The sequence below is a fragment of the Acetatifactor sp. genome (genome assembly GCF_982438285.1).
In genome coordinates, this window is the sequence record NZ_CEWDFQ010000296.1 from 1 (window position 1) to 3,906 (window position 3,906).

Below are 3,906 nucleotides of genomic sequence, written 5' to 3' on the forward strand. Positions count from 1 at the left end.
GGAGAAGGTGGAGGGAGAGGCCTTCTACGAGGATACCCGAATCACCCTTACGGACACACCGGGCATCTATTCTTTGACCTGCTACACCATAGAGGAGAAGGTGACCAGAAAATGTGTGATGGATGACGACATAGATGTGATTATCAACATTGTGGACGCTTCCTCTCTGGAGCGTAATCTTTACCTTACCTTACAGCTTTTGGAGCTTGGAAAGCCGGTGGTGCTGGCTCTCAACATGATGGATATCGTGAAAGAGCGGGGCATGGAAATCGATCTGCACAGGCTTCCGGAAATGCTGGGACATATTCCGGTGATTCCTGTGTCTGCGGCCAAAAGGATGGGACTGGATGTATTGCTGCATGCGGTGATCCATCATTATGAGGAGGGAATGGAGGAGTACATTCTGGACTATCCTAAGCCTATAGAGGAAAGGATTGCCAAGCTGGAGGTGATGCTGCAGGCCCGCTATCCGAACCATGCCTCCCTGCGCTGGCATGCCATAAAGCTTTTGGAGGATGATGAGGAGGTGCGCACGGAGCACCCCATACAGATTACGAACGTGGCTGACAGAAGTTATGAGAAGGAAATCATCCAGTGCAAGTATGCCTACATTGAGAAAATAGTAAAAGAAACCCTGCTGTACAAGAGCCAGAAAGCGGCCTCCACGGACAGGATAGACAGAATTTTGACCCATCCTGTGTGGGGAATTCCCATGTTTTTACTGATCATGTGCCTGGTGTTCTTCCTCACCTTCACAGTGGGGGACGCCCTGAAGGGCGTTTTTGAGGAAGGGCTGGCCCTGGTGTCCGGGGAGGTCTCGAGGCTTTTGGAGGGACTGCGCGTGTCGTCTTGGCTGCAGTCCTTGATTGTGGACGGCATTATTGCAGGAGTGGGTGGGATTCTCACCTTCATCCCCAATATATTTATCTTATTTTTGGCCCTTGCCGTTTTGGAAGACAGCGGCTATATGTCAAGAGTGGCTTATGTTATGGACTCGGTGATGGGGAAGGTGGGGCTGTCGGGAAAGGCCTTTCTTCCCATGATACTGGGCTTTGGCTGTACGGTGCCCGCCGTTATGGCAACCCGTGCCCTGGAAACGGAGAGGGACCGGAGAAAGACCATTATGGTGACGCCCTTTATGTCCTGTTCGGCAAGGCTTCCGATCTATGTGCTGTTTTCAGAGATGTTTTTTCCTGACTGTGCTGCCATAGCGGCCTTTTCGTTGTATGTAGTGGGCATGGTTACAGCTATTTTGGCTGCCCTTGCAATCAATGGTCTGGAGAAGGGAAAGACAAATGATTCCCTTTTGATAGAGCTGCCGGAGTATAAGCGGCCAAACCCAAGAACCATACGAATTTATGTATGGAACAAGCTCAAGGACTATCTTTCCAAGGCAGGAACCACCATTTTTATCGCGTCCATTGTCATATGGTTTGTGCTGAACTTTGGAATGGCAGGGATGGTGGAAAATCCGGCGGACAGCTTTGGGGCTGCTATCGGCCGTTTCCTTGTGCCGGTGCTTCGGCCCGCAGGACTTGGGATGTGGCAGATCGGCGTAGCCCTTTTGTCGGGAATTTCCGCAAAGGAGGTTGTGGTGTCCAGCTTTGCGGTTTTGTTCGGTGTGGCAAATGCAAATTCAGCGGAAGGAATGGCGGCCATTGTGGAAAATATTCATAGGGTGGATCCTTCCTTCGGGCCTTTAAACGCGTATTGTCTGATGCTGTTTTGCCTGCTGTATGTTCCCTGCGTGGCCACGGTTGCCACCATCAAAAAGGAGAGCGGCTCTTGGAAATTTACTCTGAAAATGATAGTGTTCCAGCTGATCCTGGCATGGGCTGCGGCAACCCTTGTGTTTCAGGTTGGAAGCCTGTTTGTATCGTAAAACATCCAAACTTCACTTGATTTTACCTGATAAGTATGATATAAAGAAATTGCATATATGTTAAAAAAATATCAAACCAGACCAAAGTGAGGGATTCAGATGAGCAGCATGCGAGGCATTGATACGCCGGTCAGACAGACCAGAAGACGGGTTTTTAAGGAGGTGGCCAATCTGGCATATCATTCCCAAAATCTGAAGGATGATATGGAGGCGCTGCCCTATAAGATTGTGGATTATGAGGAGTCTGTTTTCTGGGAAAATGTATACCGGGACAGGGCGGTGATCAGGGAGCGTATCCGGCTCGCCATGGGCATGAGCCTGCGGCCGGAGAACAGAGACCGCCCGGGACATCTGACAGAGGGGCTTGAGGAGAGCAATATCGACGAAAAATATTACGAGCCGCCTCTGATGCAGGTGATACCTTCCGCCTGCAATGCCTGCCCTGAAAACCGCTACGAGATAACGGACTCCTGCATGGGCTGTGTGGCCCACCCCTGTCAGGCTGTCTGCCCGAGAAAGGCTATTACCATGGTGAAGGGCAAGTCTGTGATCGATCAGGAGAAATGTATCAAATGCGGCAAATGCCGGGACGTCTGCCCATATGATGCCATCTGCCACAAGGAAAGACCCTGTAAGGCGGCCTGCGGCATTGGCGCCATCAAATCAGACAAGGTGGGCCGGGCGGTAATCGACAACAATATGTGCGTGTCCTGCGGACAGTGCATGGTCAGCTGTCCATTTGGAGCTATCGCAGACAAATCCCAGATATTTCAGCTGATACGTGCCATGCAGTCGGGCAGAAAGGTGATTGCTCAGGTGGCACCCTCCTTCGTGGGACAATTTGGTCCTAAGGTAACGCCGCAGATGTTTAAAACTGCGTTGAAGGAGCTTGGATTTGCAGACGTCTATGAGACTGCCATTGGAGCGGATATGGGGTGCATGGCGGAGGCGGAGCATTATGTAAAGGAAGTGGCAAGCGGCAGGCAGGCATTTGCCCTGACCTCCTGCTGTCCCTCCTGGGCCGTCATGGCAAAAAATCTGTTTCCTGAAACCATTGATAAAATCAGTAATGAGCTGACGCCCATGGTGGCTACCGCCCGGGTGATCAAGCAGGAGTATCCGGAGGCTTTGGTGGTCTTTATTGGCCCCTGTGCGTCGAAAAAGCTGGAAGCCAGCCGCAGGACCGTGCGCTCAGATGTGGATTTTGTAATTACTTTTGAGGAGCTGACGGGCATGTTTGAGGCCCGGGGCATCCTGTTAGAGGAGATCAAGGCCATGGATGAAATGCAGGACGCCACCGCAGCGGGAAGAGGCTATGGTGTGGCCGGGGGTGTGGCTAGTGCCATTGAGGACTGCATCAAGGCCTACTATCCCGGTACAGATGTGCATATCGCCCATGCGGAAAGTCTTGCGGAATGCAAAAAGATACTGCTTTTGGCAAAGGCCGGCAGGATGAACGGCTGCCTGATTGAGGGAATGGCCTGCCCTGGCGGCTGTGTCGCAGGAGCAGGTACCAATATTTCTATTTCCCAGGCGGCCAAGGCCCTTGCCCAGTTTAAGGCTGAGGCCCGGGAAAAGGTGCCAAAGGAGACTGAAGATTAAAATGGAAGCTTCAAAATTGATATTTAAGGAGCCTGCTTTCAAGGATTGGGAGCGGGCTTTGCCCATAGGCTGTGGAAAGCTGGGGGCTATGATTTTTGGAAATCCGTGCGAGGAGCATTATCAGCTCAATGAGGATACTGTATGGAGCGGCGGCAGGCTCTCCAGAATAAATCCGGATGCCAGAAAAAATCTGGAAAAGGTGCGGGAGCTGATTTTTGAGGGCAGGATACCGGAGGCAGAACGGCTTTTAAAATACGCCTTCAGCGGGGTTCCCCAGAGTGAGAGATGTTATCAGACCCTGGGAGATTTGTATATTGATATGCTCAATGACTCCTGTGATTGGGAGGATTATGAAAGGTGCCTTGATCTTGAAACTGCGGTGCACCAGGTGACTTGGAAATTTTCCGGCAAGGATATTATCT

General features: G+C 51.4%; 3 protein-coding genes. All 3 read left to right on the forward strand.

All coding sequences use genetic code 11. From position 1 onward, the window contains the following. A partial coding sequence (gene feoB, locus AC1WIP_RS12695; RefSeq protein ID WP_481142174.1) for a ferrous iron transport protein B occupies nt 1-1,882 on the forward strand: 1,882 nt, incomplete at its 5' end. A 108-nt stretch (nt 1,883-1,990) separates the two neighbouring features. After that, nucleotides 1,991-3,484, forward strand: coding sequence for a 4Fe-4S dicluster domain-containing protein (locus AC1WIP_RS12700; protein ID WP_481142176.1), 1,494 nt, complete (start codon nt 1,991-1,993; stop codon nt 3,482-3,484). A gap of 1 nt (nt 3,485) precedes the next feature. Further along, nucleotides 3,486-3,906: glycoside hydrolase N-terminal domain-containing protein (locus AC1WIP_RS12705; RefSeq protein ID WP_481142175.1), on the forward strand; the 421-nt coding region annotated here is incomplete at its 3' end.

Coding starts and splice junctions, on each gene's coding strand:
- AC1WIP_RS12700 (WP_481142176.1), top strand. CDS start 1,991: ATGCGAGGCATTGATACGCCGGTCAGACAGACCAGAAGACGGGTTTTT.